At 74.6% G+C, this 20,960-nt stretch carries 17 protein-coding genes and 1 pseudogene; 10 read left to right on the forward strand and 8 right to left on the reverse strand.

The window, feature by feature from the left end; all coding sequences use genetic code 11:
* Positions 1 to 153: 153 nt before the first annotated feature.
* The gene (locus AB0C76_RS19595; RefSeq protein WP_359966600.1) at positions 154 to 516 is read right to left on the reverse strand and encodes a hypothetical protein; all 363 of its coding nucleotides are present in this window, start codon (positions 514 to 516) and stop codon (positions 154 to 156) included.
* 20 nt (positions 517 to 536) lie between these two features.
* Entirely contained in the window at positions 537 to 1,064 is a 528-nt protein-coding gene (locus AB0C76_RS19600) for an EF-hand domain-containing protein (protein WP_359966602.1), read from the reverse strand.
* Positions 1,065 to 1,400: 336 nt separating this feature from the next.
* Here AB0C76_RS19600 and AB0C76_RS19605 point away from each other — a divergent pair, with 336 nt between their 5' ends.
* From AB0C76_RS19605 to AB0C76_RS19615, 3 genes are all read left to right on the forward strand, one after another.
* Positions 1,401 to 2,171, forward strand: coding sequence for a pirin family protein (locus AB0C76_RS19605; protein ID WP_359966605.1), 771 nt, complete (start codon positions 1,401 to 1,403; stop codon positions 2,169 to 2,171).
* Between the two features lie 745 nt (positions 2,172 to 2,916).
* Positions 2,917 to 4,893 (forward strand): NHL repeat-containing protein, encoded by a 1,977-nt coding sequence (locus AB0C76_RS19610; RefSeq protein ID WP_359966608.1) that lies wholly within the window; start codon positions 2,917 to 2,919, stop codon positions 4,891 to 4,893.
* A 178-nt stretch (positions 4,894 to 5,071) separates the two neighbouring features.
* Positions 5,072 to 7,318 carry an MMPL family transporter gene (locus tag AB0C76_RS19615; protein WP_359966611.1) on the forward strand — a complete coding sequence of 749 codons (2,247 nt, stop codon included), beginning with the start codon at positions 5,072 to 5,074 and terminating at the stop codon, positions 7,316 to 7,318.
* 13 nt (positions 7,319 to 7,331) lie between these two features.
* Here AB0C76_RS19615 and AB0C76_RS19620 read toward each other — a convergent pair whose 3' ends face one another.
* The gene (locus tag AB0C76_RS19620) at positions 7,332 to 7,814 is read right to left on the reverse strand and encodes a hypothetical protein (protein WP_359966614.1); all 483 of its coding nucleotides are present in this window, start codon (positions 7,812 to 7,814) and stop codon (positions 7,332 to 7,334) included.
* A 258-nt stretch (positions 7,815 to 8,072) separates the two neighbouring features.
* Here AB0C76_RS19620 and AB0C76_RS19625 point away from each other — a divergent pair, with 258 nt between their 5' ends.
* Positions 8,073 to 8,387, forward strand: coding sequence for a WhiB family transcriptional regulator (locus tag AB0C76_RS19625; RefSeq protein WP_359966617.1), 315 nt, complete (start codon positions 8,073 to 8,075; stop codon positions 8,385 to 8,387).
* A gap of 96 nt (positions 8,388 to 8,483) precedes the next feature.
* On the opposite strand, the gene AB0C76_RS19630 is transcribed toward AB0C76_RS19625, so the two are convergent.
* Positions 8,484 to 10,049 carry an alpha/beta fold hydrolase gene (locus AB0C76_RS19630; protein ID WP_359966620.1) on the reverse strand — a complete coding sequence of 522 codons (1,566 nt, stop codon included), beginning with the start codon at positions 10,047 to 10,049 and terminating at the stop codon, positions 8,484 to 8,486.
* Positions 10,050 to 10,177: 128 nt separating this feature from the next.
* Positions 10,178 to 11,209: a medium chain dehydrogenase/reductase family protein gene (locus AB0C76_RS19635; RefSeq protein ID WP_359966623.1), complete on the reverse strand. Its 1,032-nt coding sequence runs from the start codon at positions 11,207 to 11,209 to the stop codon at positions 10,178 to 10,180.
* Between the two features lie 178 nt (positions 11,210 to 11,387).
* Between AB0C76_RS19635 and AB0C76_RS19640 the strand changes: the two genes are divergently transcribed.
* The 6 genes and pseudogenes from AB0C76_RS19640 (at position 11,388) to AB0C76_RS19665 (ending at position 17,832) form a co-directional block, all read left to right on the forward strand.
* A complete protein-coding gene (locus tag AB0C76_RS19640) occupies positions 11,388 to 11,966 on the forward strand; it encodes a helix-turn-helix domain-containing protein (protein ID WP_359966626.1) in 579 nt (192 codons plus the stop codon).
* A pseudogene (locus tag AB0C76_RS19645) lies at positions 11,963 to 13,271 on the forward strand (MFS transporter). Before AB0C76_RS19640 ends, AB0C76_RS19645 begins: the two are co-directional and overlap by 4 nt.
* A 13-nt stretch (positions 13,272 to 13,284) precedes the next feature.
* Positions 13,285 to 14,010, forward strand: a complete 726-nt coding sequence (locus AB0C76_RS19650; protein ID WP_359966629.1) for a class I SAM-dependent methyltransferase — start codon at positions 13,285 to 13,287, stop codon at positions 14,008 to 14,010.
* Between the two features lie 119 nt (positions 14,011 to 14,129).
* Complete coding sequence (locus tag AB0C76_RS19655) at positions 14,130 to 14,603, forward strand: carboxymuconolactone decarboxylase family protein (RefSeq protein WP_359966632.1); 474 nt, start codon at positions 14,130 to 14,132, stop codon at positions 14,601 to 14,603.
* A gap of 24 nt (positions 14,604 to 14,627) precedes the next feature.
* Complete coding sequence (locus tag AB0C76_RS19660; protein WP_359966635.1) at positions 14,628 to 15,551, forward strand: RNA polymerase sigma-70 factor; 924 nt, start codon at positions 14,628 to 14,630, stop codon at positions 15,549 to 15,551.
* A gap of 784 nt (positions 15,552 to 16,335) precedes the next feature.
* Positions 16,336 to 17,832 (forward strand): helix-turn-helix domain-containing protein, encoded by a 1,497-nt coding sequence (locus tag AB0C76_RS19665; RefSeq protein ID WP_359966638.1) that lies wholly within the window; start codon positions 16,336 to 16,338, stop codon positions 17,830 to 17,832.
* Positions 17,833 to 17,870: 38 nt separating this feature from the next.
* On the opposite strand, the gene AB0C76_RS19670 is transcribed toward AB0C76_RS19665, so the two are convergent.
* The 3 genes from AB0C76_RS19670 to AB0C76_RS19680 are packed head-to-tail and all read right to left on the reverse strand — an operon-like array spanning position 17,871 to position 20,922.
* Complete coding sequence (locus tag AB0C76_RS19670; protein WP_359966641.1) at positions 17,871 to 18,509, reverse strand: hypothetical protein; 639 nt, start codon at positions 18,507 to 18,509, stop codon at positions 17,871 to 17,873.
* On the reverse strand, positions 18,506 to 19,879 hold the full coding sequence (locus AB0C76_RS19675) for a DUF58 domain-containing protein (protein ID WP_359966644.1): 1,374 nt from the start codon (positions 19,877 to 19,879) through the stop codon (positions 18,506 to 18,508). Before AB0C76_RS19675 ends, AB0C76_RS19670 begins: the two co-directional genes overlap by 4 nt.
* The gene (locus tag AB0C76_RS19680) at positions 19,876 to 20,922 is read right to left on the reverse strand and encodes a MoxR family ATPase (protein WP_359966647.1); all 1,047 of its coding nucleotides are present in this window, start codon (positions 20,920 to 20,922) and stop codon (positions 19,876 to 19,878) included. Before AB0C76_RS19680 ends, AB0C76_RS19675 begins: the two co-directional genes overlap by 4 nt.
* Positions 20,923 to 20,960 lie beyond the last annotated feature (38 nt).

Here is a 20,960-nt window from a genome sequence, read left to right on the forward strand (position 1 = left end):
CCCGGCCCCCCCGCCGCCGCGCCCCGCGGCCCCGCCCGGGCCCCCCCGCGCCCCCCCCCCCCCCCCGGGGCCCGCCCCCCCCCCCGCCCCCCCGCCCCCCCCCGACTCGGGTCCGGCCGGTCTCATCGGCCGTGCTCGCCGCCGGACGGCCCGTCAGCGGGTGAGGCGGATGACGAGGGTGCAGTCCAGCGCGGTCTCTCCGATCACGGTGCCGCAGCCGACACCGACGCCGGTGCCGACCGCCTTGAGCGCATCCCGGGCGAACCGCGCGCTGTCACCGGTGACGCTGCCGGTGGTGACCAGGGACGCGGTTCCGGCGGCCTTGACGACGTCGATCTGGTCGAACCCGAACGTGGAGACGGTGCCGTCGGCCCACGTGACGCGCGTCGTCGAGGTGTCGCGGCTCTCGTCGCCGGTGCGTTCGGTCCCTGGCATGGTGACGGTCTGGTCGACGGTCCCGGTGGCCACCGGCGAGCCGCCGGGGTCCACGCACGTCACGGTTCCGGTCAGCTTCATGGATCCGCCCTCCCCGAGCCTCAGCGCGTCGGGAGCGTCTCGGAGGCCGGTCGGCCGGCGCCGTACACGTCGGCCATGGCCGAGACGCCCGTCGTGAGGAAGTCCCTGATCCCCACCAGGTAGTCCTCGCGGTCGACGGCGCCGTCGCGGTCGGTGTCGAGGGCGTCGAACGCCGAGTCGATGGCGAGTTCCGCGTTGCCCATCGCCGCGCGCAGGCGGGCGAACTCGTCCCGGTCCAGCCGCCCGTCGCCGTCCGCGTCGGCGAGGTCGAACAGCGATCGCAGTGCGGGACGGCAGGACTCCTCGAACGTGTCGTGGCCCGCCCAGGCGCTGTACTCGTCGAAGGTGACCCGCAGATCGCGGTTGGCGTCCATGTGCCACCACACCTCCTCGTGCGCGGCTCTCGCCGCGACGACGAGCGGGTCCCCGGCGTCGCGCCCCGTCGCGGCGGCCACCCGGTCGACCCTCGCGAAGTACTCCGCCCGGGAAACGACTCCGTCGCCGTCCGCGTCCAGCATGGAGAAGATGCGGCGCTTCGATTCCGACACTGTGTTTCCTTCCGACTTCGTACGGTGATCTTCCGGCCCCACGCTATCCACGCGGCGACCCGGACCGGGCGGCCCCGGTGCTGCCGCCGATCCGCCGTCGCGCAAGCGCTGACCAGGCGGAACGCGCCCGCGCGAGACGCGGGTGGACCTGCGAACGCCGACCATGGTTCACCCTGTCGAGCGAACGCGCCGCCGAGCGCGCCATCCGTGGCCACGAGCGCCTTCGCCTCGCGCCACCACCCGACGGAATAGTTGAACAATGAACTATGTTGGGCGTGACGAAGGCACCACCGGACATCCGAGGGCCGCCCCGCGACCAGCCGAAAGGACCACGAGATGAGCACCGCCGCCAATCTCCCCCGCATCGACGTCCGCCGCTCCGACGAGCGCCCCTCGACCGAGATCGACTGGCTGGACTCCAAGCACTCCTTCTCGTTCGGTGGACACTTCGACCCGGCCAACACCCACCACGGGGTGCTGCTCGTCAACAACGACGACACCGTCAAGGCCGGCAGCGGCTTCGAGACCCACCCGCACCGCGACATGGAGATCGTCACGTGGGTGATGCAGGGCTCCCTGGTCCACCAGGACTCCACCGGCCACTCCGGCGTGATCTACCCCGGGCTCGCCCAGCGCATGAGCGCCGGCACCGGCATCCTGCATTCCGAGAAGAACGACTCCTGGCGCCTGGGCGGCACCGGTGTCCACACCGACCCCGTCCACTTCGTCCAGATGTGGGTGGTCCCCGACGAGAGCGGCATCACACCGGGCTACGAGCAGCTCGAGATCGACGACGAGCTGCTGTCCGGTGACCTGCTCCCGGTCGCCTCCGGGATGGCCAAGCACGACGGCGCGTCCGCCATCCGCATCAAGAACCGCTACGCCGCCCTGCACGTCGCCCGACTGCGCCCCGGGCAGGACGTCGAACTGCCCGACGCCCCCTTCCTGCACCTGTTCGTCGGCCGCGGAGACGTCGTCCTCGAAGGCGCCGGCCCGCTCTCCGCGGGTGACGCCGTGCGCTTCACCGCGACCGGCGGCCACCGGGTCACCGCCACCGAACCCGCCGAGATCCTGGTGTGGGAGATGCACGCCACCATCGCCCCCTGAAACGGCCGCCGCCCACCCGCCGACTCCTCAACCGCCCGCCGACCGCCCGGGGAAGACCACCTGGAGCCGCTGGACCCGCCGGTCGCGGCGGACCATGAGCCACGCCGGCTTCGGCGGGCACGGGTCGGCGGCGCGGGTGGCGTTGACGACGTCCCGAGGGGTGTTCGCCGCCGCGCGATGCCGAGCGTGAACGGGCGGCGCAGCGCCAGGGAGCCGCAGGCGGTGACGGCCAGCCAGGCGAACGAGAGGACACCGGTCATCTTCGACGGCCCCGAGTAGGGCGCGGCGAGGGCCGGTGCGCCCACGGCCGCGGAGTAGACGACGGCGCTGACCTCCAGGACCAGCGCGTCGAGCCCGACCCGCACCGCCGGTCCTGCAGCTGGAGCAGCAGCCCCGACGCGGGCCCGCCGAGCACGCCCCGGCGCCAGTCGAGGGACGAGACGGCCCCGGAGGCGATCCAGGGGACGAATCCGCGCAGATAACCCATGGGAGAGAACCTCGCTGACGTCGTGACGGTGGATGCCTGACACGGAGGACTGGATGCACGGTGGGCGCGGAAGTTCGCACCCCGGCACGTGATGCCGGTCACACTGGGTCGCCTCGGCGGGCGGGTCTCGCCCGTCCCGGGCAATTTCCGCCGTGTCCGGCGGTCGGTCGCGTGCGGGCGGGCCGGGATGTGGCAGGTAGGAGGGCGGCGGGCGGCCCGTCCCCCTCCGATGATCCCCCTCCACCGAATGGAGCCCCCATGCGCAGACGTCGCGGTGCCCTGATCGCCGCCGCCCTCCTCGCCCAGCTCGCCGCCGGGCCGTCCCACGCGGTCGCGACGGGATGGGAGCCCACCGAGCAGTGCGGGGTGGTGCGCGGCGGTGACGGGCCGCTGGGCGGGGCCGAGGTGACGCTGTACCAGGCCGGGGACGGCGAGGGCGGCCGGCCGCGGGTGCTGGGCAGGGCGCGGAGTGCGGCCGACGGGCGGTTCACGCTCGACTACCGCCGCCCGGAGGACCCGCGCGCCGTGCTGTACGTGCTCGCCGACTTCGGACGGGAGCGGCGCGGCACCGGGCGCTCCGCGGTGGCACTCGCCGCGGTGCTCAGCGGGGCCGCCGCTCCACCCGAGCTCGTCGTCAACGAGCGGACCACCGTCGCCGCGGCCTACGCGCTCGCGCGCTTCACCGGCCCGGGCGGCGTCACCGGCACCTACCCCGGGCTGCAGAACGCGGCCGCCATCGCGCACAACCTGGCCGACACGGGCACCGGCGAGGTCGCCGCGCCGCTCGCCGCCCCGCCGAACGGCTCCCAGACCTCGACCATGGCGGAGTTCAACACCCTGGCCGACCTGCTCGCCTCCTGCGTCACCGGCGACGCCTGCGACCGGCTGCTCGACCTGGCCCGCCGCCCCGGCCACGAGCGGCCGCGCAACACCCTGCAGGCCGCCGTCGACATCGCGCACGACCCCGGCAACAACGCCGCCGCCCTCTTCGACCTCGCGGCGACCACCCCGCGCTACGAGCCGGCGCTCCCCGCCGCCCCCGACGCCTGGACCGTGGCCCTGCGCTACGACGGCAACGGCCACGAGGTCGACGGCCCGGGCAACCTCGCCTTCGACGCCGACGGCAACGCGTGGATCACCAACAACTACGTCTACATGGCCGACCGGCTCGTCCCGACCTGCGGCGGCCGCAGCGTCCTCAAGTTCACCCCCACCGGCCGGGACGCCCCCGGCGCGCCCTACCAGGGGGGCGGCCTGTACGGCGCCGGGTTCGGCGTGACCGTCGACTCGAAGGGCAGCGCCTGGGTCGGCAACTTCGGCTTCCAGGGCCGCGGTTGCCCGATCGACCCGACCGGGCTCGAACGCAGCGTCTCCCAGTTCGCCCCCGACGGCACCCCGTTGTCCCCGCCGGAGGGCTGGCGCGGCGCCGGGATCGCCCAGCCGCAGGGCATGTCCGCCGACCGTTCCGGCACGGTCTGGGTGGCCAACTGCGGCAGCGACAGCGTGGCCCGGATCCCCGACGGCGACGCGACCCGCGCCCGGGAGGTCGCCACGCCCGGCGTCCAGAAGCCGTTCGGCACCGCCGTCGACCCGGCCGGGCGGCTCTGGGTCGGCGGGAACGGCAGTGACACCGTCCAGGTCGTCGGCCCCGACGGCACCCCGGGGCCGACGGTCTCCGGCGGCGGCCTGCGCCGGCCGCTGGGCGTCGCCACCGACAGCCGGGGCAACGCCTGGGTGAGCAACAGCGGCATCCTGCCGGTGCCCTGCGGGAACAGCTCCGTGGACGACCTCGCGAACGCGGTGGCGACCGAGGCGGGCCCGCGCCCGGGCACCTCGGTGACGTTCATCGGGCCCGACGGCACCCCGGCGCCCGAACCGTTCACCAACGGCGGCCTGTTCCTGCCCTGGGGCGTCGCCGTCGACGGCGACGACACGGTGTGGGTCGCCAACTTCGGCGGCCACCGCGTCGCCCGGCTGTGCGGCGTCAACCTCGCCGCCTGCCCACCCGGGTACCGCACCGGCCAGCCCATCTCCCCGGCCGGCACCGGCTACACGAGCGACGGGCTGGAGCGCAACACGGGCGTCCAGATCGACCCCTCGGGCAACGTCTGGCTGGCCAACAACTGGCGGACCGTCCCGATCCAGACCAACCCCGGCGGTCACGAGATGGTCGTCCTGATCGGTGCCGCGGCGCCCGTCCCGGCCCCGAAGCTGGGCGGTCCCGCGCAGCCCTGACGCCCGCAGGGCGGACGGGAGGTCGCGGACCGCGAGCGCGCCACCCGGGTGGGCCGGGTGCCGGAGCCGCCGAAGCCGTCGGGGCGACTACCCGCCGGTACCGGTGCCCCGGCCGGCCCGCCCGGGAACCCTGCGCCGGTTCGGCCGCACCACCGAGCAGAGGACCCGGGAGCCGCCCATGTCGTCGTCCGCGCGCCGCGCCCCCTCGACCACCGCACAGCCCACCAAGCGCGCGGGTCTGCGCCGCCTCGGCGAGTGGTGCGCGCGCCACCCGGTAATCGTCATCGTGCTGTGGATCGTCGCCCTGGTCGGCATCCAGGCCGCCAACAGGACGGTCGGCGGCGCCTACTCGGACGACTTCTCGCTCCCCGGCACGCAGGCGCAGGAGGGCCGGGACCTCCTCGCGGCCCACGAGCCGGCCGCCGCCGGCACCAGCTCCCAGGTGGTGCTGCACGACCCCGCCCAGCTGACCGGGTTCCAGCCGCAGATCGCCCAGGCCGTCACCTCGCTCCAGCAGCTGCCGCACGTGCTCTCGGTGCAGAGCCCGCTGCCGCCGCCCGGGCAGCCCGCCCCGCCCGGGGGGCCGCTGGCCGCCGACGGGCAGACGGGGTACATCACCGTCCGCTTCGACACCACCCCGGCCCTGCTCGGCACCGAGTACCTGACGGGCGTGGACGCCGCCGTCCAGCCGCTGCGGCAGGCCGGGGTACAGGTGGAGTACGGCGGTCCGCTGGGCGAGCTGGCACGGCCGGCGCCGGACGACCGCACGAGCGAGGTGATCGGCTTCGCGGTCGCGGTCGTCGTGCTGCTGATCGGGTTCGGCAGCGCCGTCGCGGCCGGGCTGCCGTTGCTGACGGCCCTGTTCGCGGCGGTGGTCGGCCTCGGGGTGCTGGGGCTGATCGCCGCGCTGTCCACGTTCGCGGCAGTCGCCCCGACGCTGGCCACGATGATCGGGATCGGCGTCGGCATCGACTACGCGCTGTTCCTGCTCACCCGTCACCGGCAGAACCTGATGGACGGGGTGAACCCGATCGCCTCTGCCGGGCAGGCGGTGGCGACCAGCGGCCGGGCGGTGCTGGTCTCCGGCTGCACCGTGATCATCGCGCTGTCCGGGCTCTCGGTGTCGGGCATCTCGTTCATCGCCAAGCTCGGGGCCGCCGCGGCCGTCACCGTCGTGTCGGCGGTGCTCGGCGCGCTCACCCTGCTGCCCGCACTGATGGGGGTGATCGGCCACCGGATGGACCGCTTCACCGTCCGCCGCCCGGTCGCCGAGGCCGGCGGTGACGCAGGGGACGGCGGTGGCGAGGGCGGGGCCTGGCACCGCTACGCGCGGCGGGTCGAGGCGCGCCCCTGGCGGTACCTGGTCGCCGGGGTGGTGGTGCTGGCGGTGCTGTCGATCCCGTTGTTCTCCATCCAGCTCGGGCACATCGACGACGGCGCCGACTCCCCCGACTTCACCGACCGGCGTGCCTTCGACCTCATGTCCCAGGCCTTCGGCCCCGGTTCGAACGGTCCGCTCACCGCCGTCGTCGATCAGAGCGCCGTGCCCGCCGAGGCCCGGCCGACCGTCCAGAGCGCCGTGCAGCAGGCCCTCACCGGCCTGCCAGGCGCCGCCAGCACCACCCCGCTGCAGACCAGCCCGGACGGCGCCGTGCTGTTCGCCACCGTCATCCCGGCGACCGCTCCGCAGGACCGCGCCACCACCGACCTCGTCAACCACCTCTCCGACACCGCCCTGCCGGACGCGGTGAGCGGCACCGGCGCGAAGACCTACGTCACCGGCAGCACCGCGGCCCAGGTCGACTTCCTGGACATCGTGTCGAGCCGGCTGTTCCTGATCATCGCCGTGGTCGTCGGTCTCGCCTTCCTGGTCATCCTCGCCGTCTTCCGCGGCCTGCTCGTCGCCGTCAAGGCCGCCGTGCTCAACCTGCTCTCGATCGCGGCCTCCTACGGGGTCGTGGTCGCGGTCTTCCAGTGGGGCTGGGGCGGGCCCGCGCTCGGCGTCTCGGGCAAGGTCCCGATCGAGAGCTACGTGCCGATGATGATGTTCGCGATCGTCTTCGGCCTGAGCATGGACTATGAGATCTTCCTGCTCTCGCGCGTCCACGAGGCCTGGCTGCGCACCGGCCGAAGCCAGGACGCCGTCGCCCACGCGCTGGAGATCACCGCCCGGGTGATCACCTGTGCGGCGTTGATCATGGTGAGCGTCTTCGCGGCGTTCATCGTGAGCGACAACATCGTGATCAAGATGATGGGCCTGGGACTGGCCGTCAGCGTCCTCGTGGACGCCACGATCGTCCGGCTGCTGCTCGTCCCCGCCGTCATGACGCTGCTCGGCCCGGCGGCCTGGTGGACCCCGCGCTTCCTGGACCGGATCCTGCCGCACATCGACACCGAGGGCGAGGGCGAGGGCGAAACGCCCTAGGCTGCACGGGAGTTCACCCCGGAGGCAGCTGCTTCAGCGACGCCGTCCCGTGCAGGACCCGGCCCCCGGTGCGCGCCTGTTCCAGGCGCCGGGTGAACACCTCCAGCCGAACCTCGGGATCCAGTTCCATCAGCCCCGGCGGCCACGTGCCGGGCGGCACCAGGACCACGACGGCCCCGCCCCGGCCCACGGCCGCCGCCAGCCAGGTGGACGACGCCGCGACCACCTCGTCCGGCTCCCACACCTCGCGCCCGCCCACCAGCACCAGCCGCTCCAGCCGCCCGCCACCGACCTCGACGACCGCGCTCGTGGCCGGCGGCTCACCGGCGGCCAGCACGAACCCGCTCTCGACGGCGTTGGCCAGCAGGTCCGCGTGCAGCCCGGGCCCGACCTCCACCACGACCTCCGCGAGCGGCGGCCCGTCCTCCACCTCCCGCACCGCCAGTGCCCACACCACCGGCGTCCGCCCCCACCCGTACCCCGTCTCGTCAGCCACACCCCACCAACGAGCCACCGCGCCGGGCGGCACCCGTCTCACACGATCGGGCGCGGCCGACCGGGCCCGGTGGACCGTCCGGACGGGCTCCGCGGTGCGAGGGGCGCCCGGCCCGGAAATTCACCAGTCCGGTAGATTCACCCGATCGGGTGAGGTGCCGCTTCCGTGGGGGCTGAGGCGGTGCGTAGTGTCGACGACCCGGTCCGTGATCAACTGTCAGGGCCGGGTGGTATTACGAGCCCTGGGGAGGGGATCGGCGTGGAGGACACGGACTGGGCCAAGCGCGGGATCTGCCGTACGGCGGATCCGGACGAGCTGTTCGTCGACGGCGCGGCGCAGAACCGGGCGAAGGCGGTGTGCTCCGGGTGCCCGGTGCGCACCGAGTGCCTGGCGTACGCACTGGACGAGCGGATCGAGCACGGCGTCTGGGGCGGCATGACGGACCGCGAGCGGCGGGCGCTGCTGCGGCGGCGCCCGACGGTGGTCTCGTGGGCGCGGCTGCTGGAGCAGGCGCGGACCGCGTACGAGCAGCAGACCGGGCGCCTGCGGGCCGAGCTGGTCCGCGCGAGCTGACCGGGCCGCGCACGTGGCGCGGCCCGGTCGGTCATGCGGTCGTACGGCCATGGCGGTCGTACGGCTATGCCGTCATGCCGTCATGCGATGGTGCCCTCAGCGGGTGACCGGTGCGACGGCGATCGGCGGGATCGCGGCGAGGCAGGACGTGTCGCCGGGCTCGCCGGTGCGGATGAAGTGGGTGGCGATCGCCAGCGTGCAGCCCGTCGACTCCAACTCCGGCACGTGGCCGGCGTTCGGCACCGACACGAACGTGCTGCGGCGGAACCGGGCCGCCGCGCGCCGGGAGTTGGCCTCCGGGGTGTTGGTGTCGAGGTCACCGGAGAGCACGAGGACGGGGACGTCGGGCAGGTCGAGGTCGACGTCCTGCGGCTGGGTGGTGTTCTTGCGCGGCCAGGTCAGGCAGTTGTCGCCGCCGTCGCTCTGGCCCTCGGTCCAGCCCCTGGCGCTGAAGGCGCCGAAGTCGGCCGGGTTCGCGGTGGAGAGGGCGCGCTGGTACTGCCGGCGGCGCTGCGCCGGCGGGGCGTCGTGGTCCCAGGCACGGACGTAGTCGTTGCACGTGACGGCGAGGAACGAGGCCTGGTCCTCGGTCCCGGTGTGCTCCATCTCGGCGCGCACCAGCGCGGCCAGCGGGCCGTCGTCCCCGTTGGCGGAGGCGTGCAGGGCGGCGGGCAGGTCGCCGAGCAGGGAGCGCTCGGTGGGGTGGGAGCCGATGCCGCGGCTGGCGGGCTCGTACACCAGATTGGCGAGTTTGTCCTCGGTGAAGGCGATGGTGCGCGGGGCGCCGCCGAGCGTCCCGCTCACGCCGAGGGGCCGGGTGCGCAGCTTGGCGGCGACGGTGGCGAGGTCGCGGACGGCGGTGGCGGGGTCGCAGGCGCCGCTGCGCTCGCAGATCCGGCGCAGGGCCTCGGAGACGTGCTGGGCGGTCGCGCGGACCAGCGGGTCGAAGTCGACCGGGTAGGCCCCGGACAGGACCATGGACTCGACGCGGTCGGGGTGGCGGTCGGCGAGGACGGGCATCAGGTAGGTGCCGTACGACAGGCCGTACAGGACGAGCTTGGGGGCGCCGAGGCGGGCGCGGGCGGCGTCGATGTCGTCGGCGGTGGCGGCGCTGGTGTAGCCGCGGGCGCGCGGGCCGAGTTCCCCGGCGCAGCGGGCGAGGGCCTCGTGCTGCTCGGCGCGCGGGGCGAAGCGGTAGTCGGCTTCTGTGACCTTGCAGGGCAGGCGGCCGGACTTGCCGGTGCCGCGCGGGTCGAGGAGGAGCAGGTCGTAGTCGTCGAGGGCGCCTTCGAGGCCGGCGGCGACGACACCGGCCCGGTCGATGAGCGTCTCGCCGGGGCCGCCGGGGTTGACGGCGATGGTGCCCTTGGCCGGGCCGGGGCGGGTGTGGCGGACGACGGCGTAGCCGACGTCGATGCTGCCGAGGCGGGGCGCGCCGTCGACGAGGGGGCGGCGCATGGTGTCGCAGTCGACGCCGTGGTCGGGGACGGTGGGGCACCAGGCGGGCTTGCCGGAGACGGTGGTCGCGGCGTCGGCGGTCGCGGCGTCGGCGGTCGCGCCGAGCGGGACCGCCGTGGCCACGACGGCCAGCGCGGCGGCGGCCAGGGCCAGGCGGCGGCCCCGGGCCGCGGGGGTGTTCGTCGTGCTGGTGCTGGTCGTCATGGCTCTCCGGCCTCCCGTACGTCCTGCGGTCGTTGTGGGGACGACAGTGCACGTCGCCGGTCAGCCGCTCGGCAGAGCGGTGGCAAAGGCGTGTAAGAACCCACTGCCCAGCCTGACCTTGAGGGCTGTCACGGCGTCAGCACGATCTTGCCGGTGACGGTGCCGGACTCCGCGAGGCGCAGCGCCTCCGCGGCCCTGGTGAGCGGGAGGCGGGCGGCGATCGGGGCGGAGACCTCGCCGTCGCGCAGGGCGGTGAGCACCTGGGTGAGGTCGGTGCGCAGGCGGGCCCGGAAGCGGTCCTTGGCGAGGGCGCGGCCGGCCCAGATGTTGTAGAAGTGGGCGCGGCGTCCGTTGGGCAGGGTGTTCCAGAGCCAGGTGCGGGCGAGGATCTTCAGGACGGGCCACTGCTTGGAGCCGGTGTCGTCGCGGGTGGAGGCGCTGCCGTAGGCGACGAGGGTGCCGCCGGCGGCCAGGAGGTGCCAGGAGTCGATCACGCTGCGGCCGCCGACGTGGTCGAAGACGGCGTCGACGCCGCCGGGCGCGAGTTCCCGGACGCGGGCCGGGACGTCGCCGGAGCGGTAGTCGACCGGGATGACGCCGCGTTCCCGCAGGGCGTCGTGGTGCCGGGCGGAGGCCGTGCCGATCACCGCCACACCCGCCGCCAGGGCGAGTTGGACGAGGACGGAGCCGACGCCGCCGCTCGCGCCGTGCACGAGGATCGTCTGCCCGGCCCGCACCCGCGCCTGCCGGTGCAGCATCTGCCAGGCGGTGATGCCGTTCACGACGACCGTCTCCGCCTCGTCGGCGGCGAGCCCCTCGGGGACCTCGACGGCGTCGGCCGCGTCGAGCACGACGTGGCTGGACCAGCCGCCGGTCTTCACCAGGGCGGCCACCCGCCGGCCGGTGAGGCCCGGGTCGACGTCCTCGCCGGTGGCCAGGACGCGGCCCACGAGGTCGTAGCCGGGGACGAACGGGAAGGGCGGCTGGTCGTAGTACCGCCCCCGGCGCATCTGCTGCTCGGCGAACGAGACGCCGCTCGCCTCCACCGCCACCACGATCTGTGCACGACCTGCCTCCGGCACCCGGCCTTCCCGGATCTCCAGTCCCTCCGGCGCCACGATGCCCGGCAGAACGACCTGGACCATGCGGTCGGTCTCCATGCTGACCGCCCCCTTTCGTAGAGCTTGTTTCTTTCGTTAGAAGTTATAACTCCCAGCGGGAGCAAGAGTCAAGAAGAAAAGTGAGAGCCTCTAACTCGACGCCCGGGCCCGACCGTTGCAGAGGATTCTCTGCAGATTGACCTATGCAGAGAGTTCTCTGCACCTTAGAGTGATCCCCATGACCGACCAGCCCCGCCGCCGGATCGACGCCACGAGCCTGCGCGGCCTCGCCCACCCCCTGCGGATGCGCCTCCTCGACGAGCTGCGCACCGACGGCCCCGCCACCGCCGCCCGCCTCGCCGAGCGGCTCGGCGAGAACACGGGCACCGTCAGCTGGCACCTGCGCCACCTCGCCGAACACGGCTTCATCGAGGAGGAGACGGAGCGCGGCACCCGGCGCGAACGCTGGTGGCGGGCCGTGCGCAGCCGCAACGTCCTCAACACCACCGACTTCGACCGCGACCCCGCCACCAAGGGCGCCCTCGACGTCTACCTGGGCGAGATGCTCCGCGAGCAGTTCCGGCGCGTCGCCGACGCCATGGCCGCCGAGCTGCCGGAGGAATGGCGCGGCGTCGGCACCGTCTCCGGCTGGTCGAACCTGCGCCTCACGCCCGCCCAGCTGCGCGCCCTCAACGACGAACTGATGGCCGTGATCGACCGTCACACCCCCGCCCCGGACGCCGAACCCGACCCGGCGGCCCGTCCGGTGATCCTCCAGATCCAGTCCCTGCCCCGCGAGGAGTCCGACCCGTCATGAGCGCCGCCGCCGTCACGACCGAGCGCCCCACCACCGGCCTGCTGCGCCGCCACCACGACTTCCGGCTGTTATGGACCGGCGAGACCGCCAACAAGTTCGGCTCCGCCGTCACCGGCCTGGCCATGCCGCTCATCGCGGTCACCGCCCTGCACGCCTCCACCCTGGAGGTCGGCATCCTGAGCGCGGCCGGCTGGCTGCCCTGGCTGCTGATCGGCCTGCCCGTCGGGGCGTGGGTCGACCGGATGCGCAGCCGCCCGATCATGCTGGCCGCCTCCGCCGTCTCGCTGGTCCTCTTCGCGACCGTCCCCCTGGCGGCCCGCGCCGGCATCCTGACGATGGCCCAGCTCATCGCCGTGGCCCTCGCCACCGGCGTGGCCACGGTGTTCTTCCAGACCGCGTACACCGCCTACCTGCCCAAGCTCCTCTCCCCCGCCGACCAGGCCGAGGGCAACGCCAAGCTCCACGGCAGCGCGTCCGCCGCGAGCATCACGGGCCTCGGCGCGGGCGGGCTGATCGCCCAGCTCACCGGGCCCGTCAACGGCGTGCTCGCCAACAGCGTCACCTTCCTGCTCTCGCTGGTGTGCACCGGCCGGATCCGACACCGCGAACCCGTCAGGACGACACGGGCGAAGCGCGCGCTGCGCCAGGAGATCGGTGAGGGGCTGCGCCTGGTGTCCGAGGACGTCTGGTTCCGCACGTTCACGCTGTTCGGAGCCGCCGCGAACCTGACGCTGACGGGCTACCAGTCGATCCAGGTGGTCTTCCTGGTCCGGGACGTGGGACTGCCCGATGCCTCCGGTCGGCGCGCTGGTCGCGGCCGCGTCGACCGGAGGCATCGTGGGCGCCACGGTGGCCCGCCGGGTCGCCGCCCGGATGGGCACGGCCCGGGCGATGCTCTTCTTCGAGCTGGTGCTGCCGACCCTCACCCTCCTCGTCCCGCTCACCACGCCCGGCGCCGGCCTGGCGCTGTTCGTCCTCGGCGGGTTCGGCGCCTCGGCCGGTGTCGTCGCCGGAAACATCATCAAGTCGACCTTCCAGCAGCGGTACTGCCCCCCGGAGCTCCTCGGGCGGCTCTCCGCGAGCGCCGCGATGCTCAACTACGGCACGATCCCGGTGGGCGCGCTGCTCGGCGGCCTGCTCGGCACCTGGCTGGGCGTGCGACCCACCATGTGGCTGCTGACCGCCGGTGTGCCGCTGTCGGCGCTGATCCTCTGGTTCTCCCCGGTGCGCACGCACCGTGACCTGCCGACCGAACGGCCGGCGCAGCCGGCCGCGGCCGGCTCCATTGCGGCCGTCCCGGCCTGAGAGGACGTGCGGTATGACGGACGAATCCTTCGCCCATCCCCGGCTGGCCGCGATCTACGACCCGCTCGACCCCGACCGCACCGATCTCGACGCCTACGTCCGGATCGCGGACGAACTCGGGGCCCGCCGGGTCCTGGACATCGGCTGCGGGACGGGGGTGTTCCCCCTCCTGCTGGCCGACCGGGGGATCGAGGTCGTCGGCGTCGAGCCCGCCGGGGCGTCCCTCGACGTGGCACGGGCGAAGCCGGGCGCCGAGCGGGTGCGCTGGATCCGGGGCGACGCGACGGCCCTGCCGCCGCTGCGGGTCGACCTCGTGACGATGACGGCGAACGTCGCCCAGGCCATCACCGACCCGGAGGCCTGGCGGCGGACCCTGCGGGGAGCGTACGAGGCGCTGCGGCCCGGCGGGCACCTGGTCTTCGAGACCCGCGACCCGGCCCGGCGCGCCTGGGAGGAGTGGAACCGCGAGTCCTCGTTCGGGACGACCGAGGTCCCGGGCGTCGGCGCCGTCGAGACCTGGGTGGAACTCCTGTGCGTCGAGGGGCCGTTGGTGACGTTTCGGTGGACGTACGCGTTCGCCTCGGACGGACGGGTGCTGACCTCGGACTCCACGCTGCGCTTCCACGAGCGGCACGAGGTCGAACGGGACCTGGCCGCACTCGGCTACGAGCTGCGGGACGTCCGCGACGCGCCCGACCGGCCGGGCAGGGAGCTCGTCTTCGTCGCGCGACGCCCGTGATCCCGGGCCGGGGCGGAGTCCGAGACGCGGATCACAGTCCGCCGTGTCACAACGCGGCGGGCTGTCCCGTCTCAGGGTGCGACCGCGCACGATCACTCACGATCACGGAGGAACACCCCATGGACGCCCGACTCGACTACTTCGCCAACGCGACCGTCGGCAAGAGCTTCAAGCACATCATGGCGGCGGGCAGGAGCATCAAGGAGTCGCCGCTGCCGCCCGCCACCCAGGAGCTCGTCGCCCTGCGGATCAGCCAGATCAACGGCTGCGCGGTCTGCGTCGACATGCACACCAAGGACGCCGCCGCGGCCGGGGAGAGCGCGGTGCGGCTCAACCTGGTGGCGGCGTGGCGCGAGGCCACCGTGTACACCGAGGCCGAGCGCGCCGCCCTGGCCCTCGCCGAGGCGGGCACCCGGGTCGCGGACGCGGCCGGCGGGGTGGGCGACGACGTGTGGGCCCGCGCCGCCGAGCACTACGACGAGGACCAGATCGCCGCGCTGGTGCTCCTCGTCTCGTTCATGAACATGGTCAACCGGCTCAACGTCATCACGCAGCAGCCGGCCGGGAGCTACGAGCCCGGACAGTTCCACTGAGGCGACGGACGAGGGGAGACCGACATGAGCAGGGTCGAGGACTTCGAGGAGCTGCGGCCGCTGCTCTTCTCGATCGCCTACCGGATCCTCGGCAGCGTGAGCGAGGCCGAGGACGCCGTGCAGGAGACGTGGCTGCGCTTCGACGCCGCCACGGCGCAGCCCGTCTCCGCCAAGGCCTACCTGTCGGCCGCCGTCACCCGGATCTCCATCGACGTCCTGCGGTCCGCGCGGATGCGGCGCGAGACGTACGTCGGGCCGTGGTTCCCCGAGCCGCTGCTCAGAGATCCCTACCAGGACCCGGTGCGGGCGGCCGAGTTGGCGGACTCCGTGTCGATGGCGGCGCTGCTGCTCCTGGAGCGCCTCAGCCCGCTGGAACGGGCGGTGTTCGTGCTGCGGGAGGTGTTCGCCTTCGGGTTCGACGACATCGCGGCGGCGGTGGGGCGTTCGGAGGCGGCCTGCCGGCAGCTGGTGGTGCGGGCACGGCGGCACATGGCGGCGGGGCGCCCCCGGTTCGCGGCGGACCGCCAGGAGCGGCAGGAACTCGCGACGCGGTTCTTCGAGGCGCTGACGGACGGCGACGTGGGCGCGCTGCGCGCCCTGCTCGCCGCCGACGTCCAGTTGGTCGGGGACGGCGGCGGCAAGGCGCCGCAGCTGGCCAACGCCGTCGTCGGGGCGGACAACGTGGCCCGCGTGCTGGCGGCGTTCTTCCCGCTGCTGCAACGGATCGACGCGACGTGCGCGCCGCAGGAGGTCAACGGGCAGCCCGGGGCGGTCGTCCGCGACCGGGACGGCCGGGTGCTCCACGCCATGACGCTGGACGTGCTCGACGGGCAGGTCCAGGCCGTCCGCGTGGTGATCAACCCCGACAAGCTCGGCCACCTCGGACCGGTGGCCGACGCCTGGGCCGTCACCCGGGAGCTGAAGGCCGTCCGCCGGCAGCGGGACTGACCGGGGCGGCACTCGGGACGCGGCGCCGTGGCCGGCCACCACCGGCCCGGCGCCGTTCCGTCCGAACGACGGAGCCTCCTGCCTGACCCGGCTCCCGTCCGGCCCCAGGACGTAGGTACGCGGCGGTCCCATGGCGGCGGCCCTGGCCCTGAGCGCGGCCTCCACCACCGCGGGATCCGGAGCATCCGGATCCCGCACGAGGCAGCCGTGCAGCCCGACGGCATCGGCATCCACGTCGTCGAGCCGCCCCGACAGCCCTTCCCGGACGGCCGACCCCAGGCGCAGGCCCGACCGCTCGGAGGACAGGCCCCCTCCCCCGGGGTCGAACCGGCCGCCGCCTCGACGGCGGCGGCCGCTAGTTCCAGCCGGTGTCGGGGCCGGAGGCGTCCTGCTCGTCGGGCGGTGCGGTGGCGGTGGCGGTATGCGGCGTGTAGGTCGTCGTGGTCATCTCTCGTCCTTTCGCGAATGAAGGCGCGGTCGGCCCACGCAGGCACCCTTCGGGCGGAAACGGGATAACCAATCGGGCGTCATTGTCCGCCCGTCGCTCACGCCGTGACATTCCGGCCAAAGGGAATCGAGCCTCCCCCGTGCGGCCGATCTTCGGCTCCTCGCCTCGCCCGGCCTCGGCAAGGAATCTACGGCTGCGGGCAAGAAGGCAACAGTGCCTTTCTGCACACTTGAAGGCTTCGTACGGTGCCGAAGTGCACAGTGTTCCCTCCGTCCTCCGAATTACCGCCGCGTGTATTCTGCGGAGTGACGTACCGAACGTTCCGGGGGGAATGGCATGAAGGTCGACAACACTCGGGTTTCGACCGGGTCTCGACAGGCCGAGCGGGCGGACGACATCCTCGCGATGTACCGCGCCGCCCGCAAGGGCGGGACGGCGCAGGTGCTCCGCCGGCTGGCCCACCGCACCGGAACGGTCGCCTTCCTGCTGGACAGGTCGGGCACCCCGGCCAGTCCGGCCGCGCCGCCACCGGGGAGCTCCGCGCACAGCCTCTGCCTGCGCGGGGCGCGCGAGATCGCCGGCCGCAGGCTGCGGTCCGTCGCCGTCGACGAGGGCGGCCTCACGGGCCTCGTGCTGACCCTCGACGACACCGGGGAGACGCCCCTCCTCGCCGTGGTGGCGCCGCGCCCGGCCCCGCCCGGGCTGCCGGCCCTCGTCGCGGACGCCGCGTCCGTGCTCGGCCTCGCGTGGCAGGCGGAGGACGTCCGCCGCCGTCAGCGCCGGCTGCGCGCGGCGGACGACCGGGTCCGGGAGGCGGTCCTCCAGCTGCTGATGAACGGTCAGACCGCGACGGCGCGCCAGATCTCCGGCGCCCTGCAACCCGCGCTGCCCGAGGTGGTGCAGGTGTACGTCGTCGAGGGTCGGCGCGGCGCGCGCGACGAGGTGGCGCACCGGCTCGCCGAGTCGGGCGGCGGCGTGTGGGCCGTGCCGTGCCCCGTCCACAGCGATCACATGATCGTCCTCGCACCCGCGGCGCCCTCCCTCCCGGCCTGGGCCACCGCCCGGCCCGCAGCGGCCCACGCCTGCCGGATCGGGGTCAGCAACGCCGTGCCCCTGCGGGAGACCGTCACGGGCTACGCGCAGGCGTTCCACGCGCTGGCCGCCGCGCGCCACCGCGCCGACCGGCTCGCGACGTTCGCCTCCGCCCAGGACCTCCCGCTCACCATCGGGACGGCCGCGGCGGTGTGGGCCGATTCCTTCCTGTCGCCCCTCAGGCTCCACCGGCCCAGGCGCCTCCAGGACCCGGACGGCGCCGAGCTGTTGGCCACCGCCGCCTCCTGGCTGCGGTTCTCCTCCGGAGCTGCGGCCCACCTGAGGATCCACCGCAACACCCTGGCCGCCCGCCTGGCGTCCGTCCAGGAGCTGCTCCAGCTGGACCTGGCCCGGCTCGCCAACCGGTCCGCCCTGGCCCTCGCCCTGCACGCGGCCCCGGCCGCTCCCCACGGCCCCGACGACGCCCCGGCGGACGCCCGGCCGACACCCGCCCTCGACGACCTCCTCGCCCTGCCCCGCGTCGAGGCCTGGGCCGAGCGGCAGCTGCGGCCGCTCCACGGACCCGACGCCCCGACGGCCGTGGCAAAGACGCTCGCCACCTGGCTGCACATGGACGCCCGCCTCGTGCCGACGGCCGAGGCGCTGTCCGTCTCGCCCTCGGCCGTCCGCAAACGCCTGGCCCGGGCCGAGGTGTTGCTGCAGCGCTCGCTGGTCCGCTTCCCCACGGCCGTCCACGACCTGTGGCTCGCCGAGCGGGCCATCGAACTGGCCGAGCACTGACCCGGTGCCGTGGCACCGGCGGGCGGCGCGCACCGGGCTCACCCCCGGGCGGCCGCCTCGGGGTTCCCGTCCTCGGCGGCCCCGGACGCGGCGGCCCCGGACGCGGACGGGCGCAGCCCGAGACCCACACCCCAGGCTGCGGCCGCCACGCCCAGCAGCGCGATCGGGCGCGACCACTCCCCCGCCCCGGTCGGCGCGAAGGCCACCGGCAGCACCAGCAGCGACGCCGCGACGGCGGCACGGGCCGCGGCCGGGCGGACGGTCCGGCGCCACGGGCCGAACGCATCGAGGAGCAGTAGGTAGGCCGTGAGGAGGACGGTCACGGCGAGCGCCTGCCACACCCGTGGCTCGCACAGCGCGGCGAGCACCACCGACCCGGCGCCGAGGAGGGTCGTACGGGACGCGGCGAGGCGCGCGGGCCAGGTCGCCGTCCGGCTCGGCGGGTCGTCCGGCGGCGGCGCGGCCCAGAGTGCGAGGCCGGTGGCGACGACCGCCGCCGCGGGCCCGAACCGGTCGGTCGCGCCACCGCTGCCGGGGAGGCCGACGGCGGCGAGGGCCAGGGCGGCGCCGGTGCCCCGCAGGACGGCCCGTTCGAGCCGCGGGGACCACCGGACGGCACCGGGCGGGGGTGTCGCCTCCGTCGCGTCCACGGGCGGTGCCGGAGTCGTCGAGGTCATCGGGTCGCTCCCGTGATCGTGCGACGCAGCAGCGGCGCGAGTGCCAGGTCGAGGGGCTCGCCCGGCGTGTGGCGGGCCACCGGGATGCCGCGCCCGCGCAGCGTCGAGCGCATCGCCTCGCGTTCGGCGTGCCACAGGCGCAGGGCGAGGGCGTCGGTCTCGTCGTCCGGGCGCGCGGCCGGTTCGCCGGCCGGGACCTCGACCACGACGAGCGGGTTGCCGCGTTCGCGCACCTGGCCGAGCACGTCGAGGATCCGCTGGTCGGCGAGCGGCGTGAACGCGTACACGAGGGCGTGGCCGGGCAGGACCGGCAGCGGGATGCGGGGAACGGCGGCGCCGCGCCGGGGGCGGTCCTGCCGGACCTCCAGCACGCTCTCGACCATGCGGTAGAACTGCCGGTCCCCGCTGCCCGCGCTGAGCCAGCGCAGCGTCCCGCCGACCGCGACGAGGCCGATCCGGTCGTGCCGGCGCAGGTAGGAGCGGGTCAGTCCGGTGGCGGCGCGCAGCGTCTCGTCGAGGCTGCGCAGTCCGGTGGTGGCGTCGCGGAAGTCGGCCAGGGTGTCCAGCAGGACGACCGCGTCGGCGGCACGCTCGGCGGTGAACTGGTTGATCTGGACGGCGTCGCGGCGGGTCGTCGACGGCCAGTGGATGCGCCGCTGCCGCTCGCCCGGCACGTGCGGGCGCACGCCGATCACCTCGGTGCCGGTGCCCTCGTGCGCGGTGGTGTGCTCGCCGATCCGCTCCGGCAGCCGGACCGGGATCGGGGCGAGGCGGGCCGCGCTGGGCACCGGGAAGACGTCCACCGTGCCGAGGTCGGTGCGCACGGTGCGCCGGGTCAGGCCGCCCGCGTCGTGGACGTCGACGTCGATCACGCCGAGCTGCCAGCGGCCCCAGCTGTCGGCGTGGACGACCAGGTCCACGCCGGTCGCGGTGACGCTGAGGGCGTCCAGCGTGATGCCGGGGCCGAGCGCCAGGGTGGGGTCGAGGCGGCCGGTCCGCCCGTCGTGCCGGACGGTGACGTGCACGGTGACGGGCTCGCCCTCGAAGCAGCGGCGCGGCTCGGCGGTGCTGTCCGCGGACAGCTCGGTCGGCCGGGTGCGCCCCGGGGCGGCGAGGGCGAGCAGGACCGCGGGCCCGGCCGCCAGGGCGAGCAGCCACGCGTGGCCGGTGAGCAGCGCGGCGACGGCCGCGGCGACGGCTACGGTGAGCAGGCGCAGCGTCTGCTCACCGGCGCGCCAGTGCGGCGGGGGCGGGCTGCTCGGCAGGCCGTCGACGAGCCGGGCGCCGACGACGGGCCGGGCGCCGGCCACCGGCCCGGCGCCGGCGGCGGACCGGGTGGCGGGCTCCCCGTGATGCGGTGCGCGGTTCACGAACGGGCCGCGCGGGGCAGGGTCTGCGGCGCGGGGACGGCGTCGACCAGTCGCCGCACGACGTCGTCGGCCTCGATCTGCCGCACCCACAACTCCGGTGCGAGGGTGATGCGGTGGGCGAGCGCGGGGACGGCGAGCGCCTTGACGTCCTCCGGGGTCAGGTAGTCGCGGCCCTCCAGCATCGCCCGTGCCCGGGCCAGCTGGATCAGCGCGAGGCCGCCGCGGGGCGAGGCGCCGACCTGGATCTGCTGGTCGTTGCGGGTCGCGTCGACCAGCGCGACGACGTAGTCGACCAGGTCGTCGTCGACCTCGACCCGCTCCACCGCCGCGCGCATGGCCAGCAGTTCCGACGGGCTGCCGACCGCGTCCAGCACCGCCTCCGGCGCCGCGCGGTCGAGCCGGGCGCGCAGCATCGCCGCCTCCGTGCCGGTGGGGAGGTAGCCCATCCGCACGCGGAGCAGGAAGCGGTCGAGCTGCGCCTCCGGGAGCGCGTACGTGCCCTCGTACTCGATCGGGTTGGCGGTGGCGATCACCAGGAAGGGGTGCGGCAGGCGGCGGGTCTCGCCGTCGACGGAAACCTGGCCCTCGGCCATCGCCTCCAGCAGCGCGGCCTGGGTCTTCGGCGGGGTGCGGTTGATCTCGTCGGCGAGCAGGAGCTGGGTGAACAGCGGGCCGGGGCGGAACACCATCTCGCCGGTGTTCCGGTCGTAGAAGGGGGCGCCGGTGACGTCCGAGGGCAGCAGGTCGGGGGTGAACTGGATCCGGCGGAAGTCCAGGCCGAGGGTGGTCGCGAACGAGCGCGCCAGCAGGGTCTTGCCGAGTCCGGGCAGGTCCTCGATCAGGACGTGGCCGCCGGCCAGAGCCCCGAGCATGACCAGGCGCAGCGCCTCCGGCTTGCCGACGACGGCCCGTTCGATCTCCGCGAGCACCGCGAGGGCGCGCTCGCCGGCCTCCTTCGGGGTCAGCACCGGTAGGTCCACTGCCGGTTCGGCCGGGGTGTGCGCGCCGTAGGGTGCGGCGGGGGCCTGGGGTAGGACGGACATGACTCTCCTGCAGGACTTTTCGTGGATGGTGGAATTCG

It is taken from the genome of Kitasatospora sp. NPDC048722 (assembly GCF_040650235.1).
GTDB lineage: Bacteria > Actinomycetota > Actinomycetes > Streptomycetales > Streptomycetaceae > Kitasatospora.

Coding starts and splice junctions, on each gene's coding strand:
- AB0C76_RS19650 (WP_359966629.1), top strand. CDS start 13,285: ATGACGGACGAATCCTTCGCCCATCCCCGGCTGGCCGCGATCTACGAC.
- AB0C76_RS19640 (WP_359966626.1), top strand. CDS start 11,388: ATGACCGACCAGCCCCGCCGCCGGATCGACGCCACGAGCCTGCGCGGC.
- AB0C76_RS19670 (WP_359966641.1), bottom strand. CDS start 18,509: ATGACCTCGACGACTCCGGCACCGCCCGTGGACGCGACGGAGGCGACA.
- AB0C76_RS19665 (WP_359966638.1), top strand. CDS start 16,336: ATGAAGGTCGACAACACTCGGGTTTCGACCGGGTCTCGACAGGCCGAG.
- AB0C76_RS19655 (WP_359966632.1), top strand. CDS start 14,130: ATGGACGCCCGACTCGACTACTTCGCCAACGCGACCGTCGGCAAGAGC.
- AB0C76_RS19680 (WP_359966647.1), bottom strand. CDS start 20,922: ATGTCCGTCCTACCCCAGGCCCCCGCCGCACCCTACGGCGCGCACACC.
- AB0C76_RS19605 (WP_359966605.1), top strand. CDS start 1,401: ATGAGCACCGCCGCCAATCTCCCCCGCATCGACGTCCGCCGCTCCGAC.
- AB0C76_RS19630 (WP_359966620.1), bottom strand. CDS start 10,049: ATGACGACCAGCACCAGCACGACGAACACCCCCGCGGCCCGGGGCCGC.
- AB0C76_RS19615 (WP_359966611.1), top strand. CDS start 5,072: ATGTCGTCGTCCGCGCGCCGCGCCCCCTCGACCACCGCACAGCCCACC.
- AB0C76_RS19635 (WP_359966623.1), bottom strand. CDS start 11,209: ATGGAGACCGACCGCATGGTCCAGGTCGTTCTGCCGGGCATCGTGGCG.
- AB0C76_RS19595 (WP_359966600.1), bottom strand. CDS start 516: ATGAAGCTGACCGGAACCGTGACGTGCGTGGACCCCGGCGGCTCGCCG.
- AB0C76_RS19660 (WP_359966635.1), top strand. CDS start 14,628: ATGAGCAGGGTCGAGGACTTCGAGGAGCTGCGGCCGCTGCTCTTCTCG.
- AB0C76_RS19610 (WP_359966608.1), top strand. CDS start 2,917: ATGCGCAGACGTCGCGGTGCCCTGATCGCCGCCGCCCTCCTCGCCCAG.